We start from the raw sequence: 13,327 nt of genomic DNA, 5'->3' as shown, positions 1-13,327 counted from the left end.
AGGCTAGTACGGATGGCACAGCAGTCCCACCTCGTGTCGCCCGAACCGGTCACGTCCGACGTTCGCCGGCCCGTGCTGAGGGCCCGCGCGCCGCTGCGCATCTCGTTCGCCGGCGGCGGCACGGACGTCGCGCCGTTCCCCGAGCGCGAGGGCGGCGCCGTCCTGTCGGCCACGATCTCGGCGTACTCGTACTGCACCCTGCGCCCCCGCTCGGACGGTCAGGTCACGATCAAGTCGCTCGACTACGGCTACTCGGTCGGGTTCAACGTCGAGGACGACCTGGAGCTCGACGGCCAGCTCGACCTGCCGAAGGCCACGATCGCCCGGCTGCGGCAGTACCCCGGCGCCACGGCGGCCACGGGCTTCGACCTGTTCATCCACACGAACGCCCCGCCCGGGTCCGGCCTGGGCTCGTCGAGCGCGGTCATGGTGGCCGTCATCGGCGTCGTGGCCCAGCACCTGGGCCTGGACCTCACCGAGTACGAGGTCGCCGAGCTGGCGTACCGCCTCGAGCGCGAGGACCTGCAGATCCCCGGCGGCGCCCAGGACCAGTACGCGGCGTCCTTCGGCGGCTTCAACTACATCGAGTTCACCGACCAGGTCGTCGTCAACCCGCTGCGGATCCGCGACGCGACGATCCACGAGCTCGAGCACAACATGCTGTTGGCCTACACGGGCAACACCCGGGTCAGCGACCACATCATCGACGACCAGGTCTCGCGGTACGAGCGCGGCGAGGAGGTGGCCCTGGAGGGACTGCGCGCCCAGAAGGAGCTCGCCGCCGAGATGAAGCTGGCGCTCGTCCGCGGCGAGGTCGACACCCTCGGCCGGCTGCTGGGCCAGGCCTGGGACGAGAAGCGCAAGATGTCGGACCGCATCGCGACGCCGCTCATCGACGAGGCCATCACCAAGGCTCTGTCGCTGGGCGCGCTCGGCGGCAAGGTCACCGGCGCCGGCGGTGGTGGCCACCTGGTCTTCATCTGTGAGTTCGAGCGTCGTCACGTCGTGGCCGAGGAGCTGACCCGGATGGGTCTGGGCGTCTCGGAGTTCACGTTCTCGAGGGAAGGGCTGGTCACGTGGAGGGGACAGAGTTGACGATCGAACACCCGGTGCACGCCGTGTCCGACGACGCGATCGAGCAGGTCGTCGCGCAGCGCCAGACGCTCGGCATCGAGGCGTGGGCCGCGCTCGTCGCCGCGCTCGAGGAGCCGGCGCTCGTCGCCGCCGTCGACGCGGCCGGCCGTGCCGTGGTCGACACCCTGCGCTCGGGCGGCACCATCCTGGTCGCCGGCAACGGCGGCAGCGCGGCGATCGCCAGCCACATCGCGGCCGAGTTCGTGGGCAAGTGCATCCTCGACCGCTCGCCGCTGCCGGCGGTCTGCCTCGCGGACTCGCTCACCTCGATCACGGCCGTCGGCAACGACTACGGCTTCGACGACGTGTTCGTCCGTGGCGTGCAGTCGCTCGGGCGCCCCGGCGACCTGTTGATCGCGATGTCCACCAGCGGACGCAGCGCCAGCATCCTGCGCGCCCTCGACGCGGCGCGTGAGCGGGGCCTCGCGACCGTCGCACTCACCGGCGCGGCCGGCGGCGACCTGCCGGGCCGGGCCGACCACGTGCTGCACGTCCCCTCGGACTTCACGCCGCGGATCCAGGAGGTCCACATGCTGTGGGCCCACGCGTGGTGCGAGGCCGTCGACGTCCTGTCGCAGCCCACCGCCTCCGACTGACGATGTGGACCGACGAGGCGCTGCTGGGGCTCGACGCCACGCCGATCGCGCCACCGGCGGGCCCCGTCCCGTGGGACCTCGTCCTGCTCGACCGTGACGGGACGCTCAACATCCACCGTCCCGGGTACATCTCCTCGCCGGCCGAGCTGCGGTTGCGGCCCGGCGCCGCCCGGGCCGTGGGCGCCCTGACGCGTGCGGGGATGCGGACCGTCCTGGTCACGAACCAGCGAGGTCTGGCCACCGGGCGACTGACGCGCGACCAGCTGGTGCAGGTGCACCGAGCCCTCGTGGCCCGGCTCGCCCGTGCGGGTGGGCGCCTCGACGGCATCGAGGTCTGCCCGCACGAGAGGGGGACGTGCGACTGCCGCAAGCCGCTGCCGGGCATGCTGCTGCAGGCGATGGCGCGTGCTCCCTGGGCCCGTCCGGAGCGCGTCGTCATGGTCGGTGACCAGCCCAGTGACGAGGCCGCGGCGCAGGCCGCGGGCGTCGCCTGGTTGGACGTGGGACAGGCGGGTCTGGAGCCCGCGCGGATCGCCGACGTACTCATCGGTAGGGATCCGCACCCGGCGAGAACCGTGGTGCTACGCTCTCGCGAGAGGTAACTCACAAATACGATTTTGCAAGCCCTAGTACGGAGGCAGTTGTGCGGAAGTTTTCTCGTGGCGCCGTGGCGTTCCTGACGCTCGGAGCGTTCCTGCTCACAATGGGTGTCGCGATGAAGGTATACGCGTACGACCGCCTGGCTGTGGTCCCCAATGACCAGAACACGCAGCAGATCCTCAGTGACGACAACGCGAACTTCTTCGACGCCGACAACGTGGCGCCGGGTTCGGGTCCGATCACGACCGTCGCGACCGTCATCGGCGACCCTGACCTGGCCAAGGAGGCCGCCGACGAGAACGACGGCGCCGATGTGGCCGTGTTCACGAAGGGTCAGAGCACCGACAACAACGACCAGGCCCCGCCGGTCGACTTCCTCGAGCAGACCTTCGCGGTCGATCGCTTCACCGGCGAGGCCGTGCCGTGGTCCGGCGCCTCGCAGAACGGCGAGCCGATCGAGTTCGAGGGCCTGCTGATCAAGTTCCCGTTCAACACCCAGAAGAAGAGCTACGACTACTGGGACGCGACGGTCAAGGCTCCGATGAAGATGGAGTTCGAGGGCACCGAAGAGGTCGAGGGCACCGACGGCTCGATCAACACCTACCGCTTCAGCGGCTCGATCGACGAGACCGAGTTCGGCATCCGCGAGGTTCCCCGTGGCGTCTTCGGCCTGCCGGACACCGGCTCGGTCGAGGCCACCCGCACCTACGCGAACGACCGCACCATCTGGGTCGAGCCCGAGACCGGCGTGATGGTCAAGATCGAAGAGGCCCAGAAGCAGTGGCTGAAGCTCGATGAGCCGGGCGCCAAGGACGTCGTCGCGATGGACACGATCAGCGCGTCCTCGCCCGAGACGATCCAGGCGAACATCGACGAGTACGGCTCCAAGTCCGCGTCCCTCAAGGCCGTGCGCACCTGGCTCCCGCTCGCCATGGGCGGCCTGGGCATCCTGTCGATCCTGGCCGGTCTGGCTCTCGCCTTCCGGTTCCGCAGCCGTCGCGACTCGGACGTCGACCACGACGCCTACGCGAACGCCTGACGGTCCCAGCACCGAGAAGAGCCGCCGTCCCCTTCGGGGGCGGCGGCTCTGTCGTGGGCGGGGCGCGCCCCTCAGGGGCGGGCGACCTGCTCGACCAGGTCGGTCAGCTCGTTGCCGGTGCGCTGCCAGTCGAAGCGCAGCGCGAACTCGCGGGCGGCGGCCCCGAGCTTCGCCCGCTCGTCCGTCTTGAGCAGGAGGTGGCGCAGGCCGTCGATGAACTCCTCGTCGGTGTCCACCAGTAGACCGGTGTGGCCGTCCTGCACCGACTCCTGCGTGCCGCCGGCGTAGCGGAACGCCACGGTCGGCACGGCGTGGTAGCCGGCCTCGAGGATGGTCAGGCCCCAGCCCTCCTTGATCGAGGGCATGGCCAGGACGGCGGCACGGCTGAGCAGCGCGTGCTTCTGGTCGTCGGAGACATGGCCGTGGAAGACGACGCGGTCGCTGACTCCACGCCGGCGAGCGTGCTCGACGAGCGGGTCCATCCAGTCGCCGCCGCCGATGACGTCGAGGGCGATGTCCTCGACCGCGTCACGCAACGCCGCGACGGCGTCGATCGCCAGCTCGACCCGCTTGTGGGGCACGAGGCGGCCCAGGCACGCGAGCCTGGTGCCGCGGACGGGATCGGGCTCGCCGTCGAGCACGTGCTGCGGCGCCTCGTTGCCGCTGTAGACGACCGACACCCGCGCGGGGTCGACGCCGACGGCCGCGAGCTCGCGCCGCGAGGCCTCCGAGACGGTGACGTAGCGCTGGTGTCGGTACACGAAGGGCGCGACGCGCGACTCCAGGAACCAGCCGATCGAGGAGATGGGCCGGGGGAAGAAGGTGAACCACTGCTCGCGGTGGACGTGGTGGACCACGGCCAGCACGGGGCGCGGGAAGACCAGGGGAGTCCAGAACGGCACGCCGTTCTGGACGTCGAGGACGATGTCGTAGTCGCGGCGGCGTCGCCAGACGTGCCACAGGCCGCGCGGGTACACCGTGAAGCGCCCACCGGCGCGAGCGATCGAGAATCCGTGACGCCGCGCGTGGGCGGATCCGCCCGGGAACGACGAGGTGAAAAGGACCACGTCATGACCTCGCTCGGCCATGGTCGCGGCCGTCCGCTCGGCGAACACCTCCGCGCCGCCGGCCTCGGGATGCTCCAGGTCACGCCAACTGAGGATGGCGATGCGCAATCCGCTGATAGCGTTCTCTCCTGTCCGTCCGAGGGGGGTCCAGATGTTCTGTGAGGTGTGTTCCGCACCGACGACGTCCGCGACCCTGCGCGACGGCGAGTCGGTGCTCGAGACCTGTCCGAAATGCTCTCACATCGAGCGGGATCCCAAAGCGGCTCCGGCACATCATCGCGACGTCGCGTACGGCGGCGACCCGGGTTTGGACCGGGTCCGGCTGGCCCTGACCACGCGCACGCTCGGTCGGGCGGCGCCGCTGGACCCCGGCTCGCGGGTGTTCGAGATCGGCTTCGGGGCCGGCGCCATGCTGCGCGGCTTCCTCGACCAGGGCCATCGCGTCGCGGGGTGCGACCCCGACCAGCTCCACGTGGAGGTCGATCCGCAGGTGCTGGCGCGAGCCGAGCTGCACGCCTGCGGCATCGAGGAGGTCCCGGCGTCCGCCGAGCCCGCCGACCTCGTCTACGGGATCCACGTCGTCGAGCACGTCCAGGACGTCCACGCCCTCTCGGGCGCCGCCCACCGGCTGCTCCGGCCCGGCGGCCGGGTCCTGTTCCTCACCCCGGCGGCCGACAGCGCGTCGCTGCGGGCGTTCTCGGACGCCTGGTGGCTGCTGGAGGACCCCACCCACGTGCGGTTCTTCTCCGCAGCGTCCATCACGCGGCTGCTGACCGACGCCGGCTTCGTCGACGTGCGCGTCACGCGGTCGCTCACCGACAACCTGACGATGGAGGGTGCCAGCATCGTCCGCCGGGTTCGCCCGATGGACCGTCCCGCGGGCGTGCTCGCGTCGCGCCGGGTTCGCTGGTTCGCGATGGCTCTGGCGCCGGCTGCCGCGCTGCTGCGCCTGGTCCGTCCGCGGTGGCGGCCCACGCTCGTCGTGACGGCCACCAGGGGAGCCTCGTGAACCCTGACGGACTCGCGCGCTCGGTCCGGCTGTTCCGCTCCTTCTTGGTCGAGCAGACCGACCCCGACCACTTCTACGGGACGCTCGCCCGGGACTCGGCCGACCTGGTCGAGCAGCAGATGTCGCTCGACGGCAAGCTCGTGATCGACGTCGGCGCCGGCCCCGTGCAGTTCGCGCAGGAGTTCCGGGGCCGCGGCGCCCGATACGTCGCGGTCGACCTCGACCCGGAGGTGTCCGCGCTCGCCGACGGCGGCGTGGCCGCCGACGCCGCGCTGCTGCCCTTCGCGACCGGCTCGGCCGACCTGGTCTTCTCGTCGAACCTGCTGGAGCACGTCCGGGACCCCGGGGTCGTCGCGGCCGAGCTGGTCCGCGTCGCCCGGCCCGGGGGACTGGTCTTCCTGTCGTACACGAACTGGTGGTCGCCCTGGGGCGGCCACGAGACGTCGCCGTGGCACTGGCTGGGCGGTCGACGGGCGATCGAGCGCTACACGCGTCGTGAGGGCCACCCACCCAAGAATCGCGTCGGCGAGACCTTGTTCAAGATCTCCGTCGCGTGGGGGATGCGCTGGGCCCGGCGCCGCGATGACGTGCGGATCCTCGCGGCCCGCCCGCGCTATCTGCCGCGCTGGGCCGCGCCGCTCGTGCGGGTGCCGGGGGTGCGGGAGGTGCTCTCGTGGAACCTGCTGCTGCTGTTGCGGCGGGAAGACGCCAACTCCTCCCGAACCGCCGGAACGCCGGGGTAGGGTGTGACCTGAGTCCTACTCGCCAGTAGCCGCTGGCGGACTCAGACGAAGGGATGCAACGGATGCGCGCGTTGGTGGCCGGCGGCGCCGGTTTCGTCGGATCGCACCTGGTGGAGCGACTCGTGGCGATGGGGCACGACGTGGTCGTGGTCGACGACTTCAGCACGGGTCGCCGTGAGAACCTCGCGGCCGTGGCCCACGAGGTCACGATCCTCGAGGCGAACATCACCGACGCCGCGACGATCGACGCGATCGAGGGTCCCCTCGACCAGGTCTTCAACCTCGCCTCGCCCGCCTCGCCGGTGGACTACCACCGGCTGCCGATCCACACCCTGATGACCGGCTCGCTGGGCGTCAAGAACACCCTCGACCTCGCCCATGCCCACGGCGCGCGCTACCTGCTCGCGTCGACCTCCGAGGTCTACGGCGACCCGCAGGTGCACCCGCAGCCCGAGACGTACCTGGGCCACGTCAACCCGGTCGGCCCGCGGTCGGTCTACGACGAGGCCAAGCGCTTCGGCGAGGCGATGACGGCGGCCTACCGTCGCGAGTTCGGCGTCGACACGAAGATCGTGCGCATCTTCAACACCTTCGGCCCGCGGATGCGCGTCGAGGACGGCCGCGCGATCCCCAACTTCGTGCACCAGGCCCTCATGGGTCGCGAGATCACGGTCGCCGGCGACGGCGCCCAGACCCGCTCGATCTGCTACGTCGACGACCTCGTGTCCGGACTCGTGGCGATGATGGAGTCCAGTGCCAGCGGCCCGGTCAACCTCGGGAACCCCGAGGAGATCTCGATGCTCGACCTCGCCACGTGGATCCGCGACCTGGCCGAGTCCGACTCGAAGATCGTCCACGTGCCGCGTCCGGTCGACGACCCCCAGATCCGCCGTCCCGACATCACCTTGGCCGGCGAGCTGTTCGGCTGGTCGCCGTCGACGACGGCCGAGATCGGCCTCAAGGCCACCATCGAGGACTTCCGCAACCGTCGTTAGGGTGGCGCCATGGACGCTGCGGACCGCCTGATCTCCTTCGTCGACGCGTCGCCGACGCCCTTCCACGCCTGCGCCACGGCAGCCGAGCTGCTGCGGTCGGCCGGTTTCGGCGAGGTCGACCCGCGCGATCCCTGGCCGGCCGAGGCGGGCCGTCACTTCATCGTCAGCGGCGGCACGCTCGTGGCGTGGTCGGTCGGACCCGAGGCGCCCGCCTCCGCGGGCTTCACGATCGTCGGAGCCCACACCGACAGCCCGAACCTGCGGCTGAAGCAGCACCACGACGGCTGGCGCAGCGACCAGGCCACCGTCGCCCTCGAGCCCTACGGCGGCCCGTTGCTGGAGTCGTGGCTCGACCTCGACCTGGGCATCGCGGGGCGCGTCGTCTTGCGCGACGGCTCCACCCGGCTGGTCCGGATCGACGAGCCGCTGCTGCGGGTGCCGCGGCTGGCCATCCACCTCGACCGGGACGGATCCAAGCTCGACCGCCAGCGCCACCTCGACGCGATCAGCGGACTGACGCCGCGCCCGTTCCTGGACGTGGTGGGGGAGAGGGCTGGATTCGCGGGCTCGGACGTGACCGGCTTCGACCTCATGACGTTCGACCTGCGGCCGGCGGCGCGCACCGGAGTGGCCGGCGAGCTCGTCGCCGCGCCGCGGCTCGACAACCAGGCGACCTGCTCGGCCGCCATCGACGCGCTGCTCGGCGCGGTCGAGGCGGCGGACCCGGCGGCCCGCCACGTCATGGTCCTGTTCGACCACGAGGAGGTCGGCAGCACCTCCGAGCGTGGTGCGGACTCGCCGCTGCTCTCGTCCGTGCTCGAGCGGATCGTGCTGGCGGCCGGAGGCTCGCGCGACGACGTGTTCCGGGCGGTCGCCGCCTCGGTCTGCGTCTCGGGCGACATGGCGCACGCGACGCACCCGAACCAGCCCGACAAGCACGAGCCCCTCCACCGCATCGCGCTGGGCGGCGGTCCGGTGCTGAAGGTCAACCAGAACCTGCGTTACGCCACGGACGGCGTGGGCGCCGCGCTCTTCGCCGCGGCCTGTGAGTCCGCCGGGGTTCCGCTGCAGCGCTACGTCCACCGGGCGGACCTCCCGTGCGGTTCGACGATCGGTCCCATCAGCGCCGCTCGGACCGGTATCCTGACGGTCGACGTCGGGGCCCCGCAGCTGGCGATGCACTCCGCCCGCGAGGTGATGGCGGCCGCCGACGTCGCTTCCTACGGTGCCGCCCTGCGCGCCTTCCTGATCTCGGACTGAACGGAACCACCCGCATGACACGGCTTCTGCGCGCCCTCGCCTGTGGTTGTAGTGGCCTCCTGGTGCTGATGGGGCTGCTGTCGGTCGCTCCGGCGCACGCCCGCGCCGCGGCAGCCACCGTGAGCGCGTCACGCACCGCGGTGCTGGCGGGGGAGAAGTTCACCGTCACCGTCCGCACCGGCACGAAGGTCAAGCGGCCCGTGGTGCTGCAGTACCGGACCGGCGCGAGGTGGCGCACGATCCGGACGACCACCAACTCCTCCGGTGCCGTGCGCGTGACCCGGTCCACGAAGGCCGCTCGGACCTACTTCCGGGCCCGCGTCCCTGCCGCGACGATCCGCGGCACGAAGTACCGCTCCGTCGCGACGAAGCGCATCGCCGTGAAGACAGTGAAGGAGTCCGTGACGGCGACGGTACGGATCGACGCCGGCCGGGTCCGGGTCACCGGAACGACGACGCCGGCGCGCAAGGGCCGTGCGATGAGCCTGCAACGACTCGACGGGACCACGTGGCGCACCCTGATCGCCGGTCGCGCCGGAAACGCCAAGGGGCGCGTGGACTTCGGCGACGTGGGCTCGCACGAGGCTCTCGCGGGCCGCTCGTTCCGAGTCAAGGTGGGCACGTGGAAGGGCGCGAAGGCGGTCCTGGGTCGAGCCACGACCGTCGCCGCCGTCGCCGGGGTGCCGGCGCCTCCCGGACCCCAGCCGGGCGACGAGCCGCGGGACGAGCCGGCTGACGAGCCGACGCCCGAGCCGATCCCCGAGCCGATCCCCGTCACCGAGGTCTCCGTCGAGACGGCGGGGCCACGCGGTCCGGAGGCGTGCACGCAGATCATCACCACGAAGACCACCTACGTCAACGCCTCGCTGACCCTCCGCGATCGTCGTGGCGGACGTCCGACCACTGTCAAGGCGCGCCTGCGCGTGCGGGGGAACTCGACGTCGTCGATCGAGCGCAAGCGTCCCTACAAGGTCAAGCTCGACACCCGGACCTCGCTGCTGGGCATGCCCGCGAGCAAGGACTGGGTGCTGCTGGCGAACCACTTCGACCGCTCGCTGCTGCGCAATGACGTGGCGATGCGGACGGCCCGCGTGTTCGGCGCCCCCTGGGCGCCGCGACTGGAGTCGGTGGACCTGCGCATCAACGGAGCGCTGTGCGGCGTCTACCAGTTCGGGGAAGGGATCGAGGCCGAGCCCGGCCGCGTCGAGCTGGGCCCGGACGACACTTTGTTGGAGGCGGACACGAACGACGACACCGATCCGCAGTTCCGCACCGACCGCGGACTGCGCGTGTTCCTCAAGGACGGCGACGAGCGTGATGTCCCGTCCGTGTCGTCGGCGTTCCAGGAAGTCGAGGACCTCCTGTACGACGAGAGCTTCCCGAACAACGGCTACCGCGACCGGATCGACGTCGACTCGTTCGTCACGATGTACCTGACCAATGAGCTCACCAAGAACATCGACGCGGGCTTCCGCAACAGCGTGTACCTGGTGATGCGCGCGGACGGCACGCTGGCGATGGGGCCGCCGTGGGACTACGACTTCTCCCAGGGCATGTACGAGCTGGGCTACGCGGGCGACGTCCATCTGCCGACGGGCTGGTGGATCGGCCGGCTCTTCCATCCGCAGTTCCCCGACGACGACTGGCGCGCGGCCCTGCTGCCCTCCCAGCTGTGGCGCGAGCCCGGTGGCCACTACTACAACCGGCTGCTGGCGGACCCGTGGTTCGTCGAGCAGGTCCGCGACCGCTGGCGCGAGGTGCTGCCGCAGCTGCGCGACCTGCCCGAGCACGTCGCGGCCGAGACCTCGCGCCTGCTGCCGTCGGCGCGTGCGAACTTCACGCTGACGGAGGACGGCGGGGCGGGTCAGCTGGTCTGGGCCGCGCCCGAGGAGCTCGAGGTGTGGACCTCGATGATCCGGTTCGTGAACGCCGTCGACTCTGGGGTCGAGCCCGGCGAGGGGTGGCTGGCGGAGGCGACGCACCTGCGCGACTGGCTGAGCGACCGGATCGACTGGATGGACGAGCAGTTCGGCACGTCCGGCGACTGAGCCTCGGGTTTTACCGAGTGGGGTGTGTGCCCTAGACTGAGAGATGCGCTGGGGACGGGTCTGTCCCGCTCCGGCGGCACGAATCCTGTCCACACTTCAATTCCATCCATCCATCGGAGCCCCTCTACATGACTTCTGGCCTCGCAACTCCTTCTGCGGCCCCGCAGGTTGCGGTCAACGACATCGGCAGCGAAGAAGACTTCCTCGCCGCGATCGACAAGACCATCAAGTACTTCAACGACGGCGACATCGTCGACGGCACCATCGTCAAGGTGGACCGCGACGAGGTCCTGCTCGACATCGGCTACAAGACCGAGGGCGTCATCCCCTCGCGTGAGCTGTCCATCAAGCACGACGTCGATCCGAACGAGGTCGTCCAGGTGGGCGACTCGGTCGAGGCCCTCGTCCTCCAGAAGGAGGACAAGGAAGGCCGTCTGATCCTGAGCAAGAAGCGTGCTCAGTACGAGCGCGCCTGGGGCGACATCGAGAAGATCAAGGAAGAGGACGGCGTCGTCGAGGGCACCGTCATCGAGGTCGTCAAGGGCGGCCTGATCATGGACATCGGCCTGCGTGGCTTCCTGCCCGCGTCGCTGGTCGAGATGCGCCGCGTGCGCGACCTGGACCCGTACATCGGCCAGAAGCTCGAGGCGAAGATCATCGAGCTCGACAAGAACCGCAACAACGTGGTCCTGTCGCGCCGTGCCTGGCTCGAGCAGACGCAGTCCGCCGTGCGCCAGAACTTCCTCAACGAGCTCAAGAAGGGCCAGGTCCGCAAGGGCGTCATCAGCTCGATCGTCAACTTCGGCGCCTTCGTCGATCTCGGCGGCGTCGACGGCCTGGTGCACGTCTCGGAGCTGTCCTGGAAGCACATCGACCACCCGAACGAGGTCGTTCAGGTCGGCGACGAGGTCACCGTCGAGGTGCTCGAGGTCGACCTGGAGCGCGAGCGCGTGTCGCTGTCGCTCAAGGCGACCCAGGAGGATCCGTGGCAGCACTTCGCCCGGACCCACCAGATCGGTCAGATCGTGCCCGGCAAGGTCACCAAGCTGGTCCCGTTCGGTGCGTTCGTCCGCGTCGAGGAGGGCATCGAGGGTCTGGTGCACATCTCCGAGCTCGCCGAGCGTCACGTCGAGATCCCCGAGCAGGTCGTCCAGATCGGCGACCAGGTCATGGTCAAGATCATCGACATCGACCTCGAGCGTCGTCGCATCTCGCTGTCGCTGAAGCAGGCGAACGAGACCGAGGTCGCGACCGACGACAGCTTCGATCCGACGCTGTACGGCATGGCCTCGTCCTACGACGAGCAGGGCAACTACATCTACCCGGACGGGTTCGATCCCGAGACGGGCGAATGGCAGGAGGGCTTCGAAGAGGCCCGCGCCACGTGGGAGCGTCAGTACGCCGAGGCGCACGAGCGCTGGGAAGCCCACAAGAAGCAGGTCGCCGAGGCCGAGAAGGCCAACCTGGAAGCCGGCGAGGTGGGCGAGTACACGTCCGCTCCGGCCGAGCAGGAGCAGACCGGTGGCTCGCTGGCCTCTGACGAGGCCCTGCAGGCCCTGCGTGAGAAGCTGACCGGCGGCGAGTGATTCGCTGACCGCTGACGAGGCCCCCGACCACCTGGTCGGGGGCCTCGTTGCTTGTCCGGGGTCAGGACTCCCGCGGCGCGCCGAACGCGTCGGCCGGGTGACTGCGGGGAGCGGGGCGGACGCCGAGTCCGTCGTGGGCGATGGTCAGCCACAGTTCCGCCGTCGTCAGCACGGCGACCGTGGCCAGCAGGAGGAGCCAGATGATCATGGCATCAATCCTGCGGTGCGTGATATTCTGCCACCAGTGGCGGGAATGACAGTCCCCGCCGTATTTCCGCCAAGGGGGCGTCATGACCAAGGTCGCGATGATCGTGTCCGACCACGCCGAGCCGTTCGGCATGGGCGTCCTCGCGGAGGTGTGGGGCGACCAGTACCACCCCGATGACGACACCCCGGTCTTCGACTTCGTCGCCTGCACGCCCGAGCCCGGGGTGGTGCGTGGTGCGAGCGGCTTCGACTTCGTCATCGAGCACGGGCTGGACGAGGCGGCGGACGCCGACCTCGTGGCCCTGGCGGCCAAGCGCCACTACCGCGACGAGGACCCGCGGGTCAGCGAGGTCCTGCGCGCGGCCTACGCGCGCGGCGCGACGATCATGGCGTCCTGCACGGCCACCTTCCAGCTCGGCCATGCCGACCTGCTCGACGGACGCCGGTGCACCACGCACTGGCGGTACGGGGCCGAGCTGGCCGCGGCCTTCCCCGAGGCCGAGGTCGACACCGACGTGCTCTACGTCGAGGACGGCCCGATCGTCACGGGAGCCGGCTCCGCGGCCGGGATCGACGCGAACCTGCACCTGATGCGGCAGTGGTACGGCGCGCGGGTGTCCGCCACGACGGCGCGCCGGATCGTCGTCCCGCCGCATCGCGACGGGGGACAGGCCCAGTTCGTGCGGGCGCCGATGCCCGTCGTCGAGGCCGAGACCCTCGCGCCCGTCCTGGCCTGGGCCGAGGAGCACCTCGCCGAGCCGCTGACCGTCGCCAGCCTCGCCCGGCGTGCGCACATGTCCGAGCGCACGTTCGCGCGCCGCTTCCGCGACGAGACCGGCACGACCCCGTGGCAGTGGCTGCTGGGGCGCCGGGTCGCCCTGGCCGAGGAGCTGCTCGAGACGTCGACGCTCGCGATCGAGCAGGTCGCCCAGCGGGTCGGGTTCGGCAATGCCGCGACCCTGCGCCACCACTTCGGCGCGGTCCGCGGCACCAGCCCGCAGGCGTACCGCCGGTCGTTCAGCTGCGTCGAGTCCGCCTGAGCC

The 13,327-nt window shown here is 70.6% G+C and carries 13 protein-coding genes; 11 read left to right on the top strand and 2 right to left on the bottom strand.

The features are described from left to right. Positions 1-12: 12 nt before the first annotated feature. From NP095_RS09275 to NP095_RS09260, 4 genes are read left to right on the top strand one after another with little or no spacing between them, the layout of a single operon-like run. Positions 13-1,095 carry a GHMP family kinase ATP-binding protein gene (locus NP095_RS09275; RefSeq protein ID WP_256765993.1) on the top strand — a complete coding sequence of 361 codons (1,083 nt, stop codon included), beginning with the start codon at positions 13-15 and terminating at the stop codon, positions 1,093-1,095. Next, on the top strand, positions 1,092-1,730 hold the full coding sequence (locus NP095_RS09270) for a D-sedoheptulose-7-phosphate isomerase (protein ID WP_249378346.1): 639 nt from the start codon (positions 1,092-1,094) through the stop codon (positions 1,728-1,730). Before NP095_RS09275 ends, NP095_RS09270 begins: the two co-directional genes overlap by 4 nt. A 2-nt stretch (positions 1,731-1,732) precedes the next feature. Next, positions 1,733-2,332: a D-glycero-alpha-D-manno-heptose-1,7-bisphosphate 7-phosphatase gene (locus NP095_RS09265; protein WP_256765992.1), complete on the top strand. Its 600-nt coding sequence runs from the start codon at positions 1,733-1,735 to the stop codon at positions 2,330-2,332. A gap of 41 nt (positions 2,333-2,373) precedes the next feature. Continuing rightward, the gene (locus NP095_RS09260) at positions 2,374-3,369 is read left to right on the top strand and encodes a DUF3068 domain-containing protein (RefSeq protein ID WP_306173254.1); all 996 of its coding nucleotides are present in this window, start codon (positions 2,374-2,376) and stop codon (positions 3,367-3,369) included. 71 nt (positions 3,370-3,440) lie between these two features. Here NP095_RS09260 and NP095_RS09255 read toward each other — a convergent pair whose 3' ends face one another. Further along, positions 3,441-4,544 carry a glycosyltransferase family 4 protein gene (locus tag NP095_RS09255; RefSeq protein WP_256765990.1) on the bottom strand — a complete coding sequence of 368 codons (1,104 nt, stop codon included), beginning with the start codon at positions 4,542-4,544 and terminating at the stop codon, positions 3,441-3,443. A 55-nt stretch (positions 4,545-4,599) separates the two neighbouring features. Between NP095_RS09255 and NP095_RS09250 the strand changes: the two genes are divergently transcribed. From NP095_RS09250 to rpsA, 6 genes are all read left to right on the top strand, one after another. Then, positions 4,600-5,445: a class I SAM-dependent methyltransferase gene (locus tag NP095_RS09250; protein ID WP_256765989.1), complete on the top strand. Its 846-nt coding sequence runs from the start codon at positions 4,600-4,602 to the stop codon at positions 5,443-5,445. Beyond that, positions 5,442-6,188: a class I SAM-dependent methyltransferase gene (locus tag NP095_RS09245; RefSeq protein WP_249378341.1), complete on the top strand. Its 747-nt coding sequence runs from the start codon at positions 5,442-5,444 to the stop codon at positions 6,186-6,188. The genes NP095_RS09250 and NP095_RS09245 overlap by 4 nt, the downstream gene beginning before the upstream one ends. Positions 6,189-6,250: 62 nt before the next feature. Beyond that, complete coding sequence (locus tag NP095_RS09240; protein ID WP_249378340.1) at positions 6,251-7,183, top strand: NAD-dependent epimerase/dehydratase family protein; 933 nt, start codon at positions 6,251-6,253, stop codon at positions 7,181-7,183. A gap of 9 nt (positions 7,184-7,192) precedes the next feature. Beyond that, the gene (locus NP095_RS09235) at positions 7,193-8,443 is read left to right on the top strand and encodes a M18 family aminopeptidase (RefSeq protein ID WP_256765988.1); all 1,251 of its coding nucleotides are present in this window, start codon (positions 7,193-7,195) and stop codon (positions 8,441-8,443) included. Between the two features lie 14 nt (positions 8,444-8,457). Then, positions 8,458-10,491, top strand: a complete 2,034-nt coding sequence (locus NP095_RS09230) for a CotH kinase family protein (protein ID WP_256765987.1) — start codon at positions 8,458-8,460, stop codon at positions 10,489-10,491. A gap of 128 nt (positions 10,492-10,619) precedes the next feature. Then, the gene (gene rpsA, locus NP095_RS09225; protein WP_249378337.1) at positions 10,620-12,077 is read left to right on the top strand and encodes a 30S ribosomal protein S1; all 1,458 of its coding nucleotides are present in this window, start codon (positions 10,620-10,622) and stop codon (positions 12,075-12,077) included. Between the two features lie 61 nt (positions 12,078-12,138). On the opposite strand, the gene NP095_RS09220 is transcribed toward rpsA, so the two are convergent. Further along, a complete protein-coding gene (locus tag NP095_RS09220; RefSeq protein WP_256765986.1) occupies positions 12,139-12,285 on the bottom strand; it encodes a hypothetical protein in 147 nt (48 codons plus the stop codon). A gap of 82 nt (positions 12,286-12,367) precedes the next feature. Between NP095_RS09220 and NP095_RS09215 the strand changes: the two genes are divergently transcribed. Next, positions 12,368-13,324, top strand: coding sequence for a helix-turn-helix domain-containing protein (locus NP095_RS09215; protein WP_256765985.1), 957 nt, complete (start codon positions 12,368-12,370; stop codon positions 13,322-13,324). The last annotated feature ends 3 nt before the right edge of the window (positions 13,325-13,327 follow it).

Source organism: Aeromicrobium duanguangcaii, assembly GCF_024508295.1.
Taxonomy (GTDB): Bacteria; Actinomycetota; Actinomycetes; order Propionibacteriales; family Nocardioidaceae; genus Aeromicrobium; species Aeromicrobium duanguangcaii.
Note: the sequence above shows the minus strand (reverse complement) of the source record. Positions and strands in the feature narration are given on the sequence as shown.